General features: G+C 39.5%; 2 tRNA genes. Both read right to left on the reverse strand.

The features are described from left to right. Window positions 1-137: 137 nt before the first annotated feature. Window positions 138-213: transfer RNA gene (locus J8L70_RS16000), tRNA-Ala, on the reverse strand. Between the two features lie 67 nt (window positions 214-280). Next, a tRNA-Ile gene (locus tag J8L70_RS16005) sits at window positions 281-357 on the reverse strand. Window positions 358-408: the final 51 nt, after the last annotated feature.

Raw genomic sequence — 408 nt, forward strand, 5'->3', positions numbered from 1 at the left:
AATATTTATCAGAATTTTATTATCAGCTTTCCAAATTTTTAAAGAGCAGAGAATCAAAAACTTCTCAAAAATAAACACACTCTATTCTCAGGTGATGTCGCTACCCGATAAAGAATATTTATTTTTAAGAAGTAAAGTGGTGGAGCTAAGCAGGATCGAACTGCTGACCTCCTGCGTGCAAGGCAGGCGCTCTCCCAGCTGAGCTATAGCCCCACATATGCTGGTACTTACTGTTTGTATACCGACTTCGTTTAAACTTATAAATAAGATTAAGAAGAAGTGGTGGGTCTGAGTAGATTTGAACTACCGACCTCACCCTTATCAGGGGTGCGCTCTAACCAGCTGAGCTACAGACCCAAACAATAAGTGTTGTTCTCTTTACAATTAACAATCATCTGTGTGGACAAT

The organism is Pseudoalteromonas sp. MMG010, assembly GCF_018100905.1.
Lineage (GTDB): Bacteria > Pseudomonadota > Gammaproteobacteria > Enterobacterales > Alteromonadaceae > Pseudoalteromonas.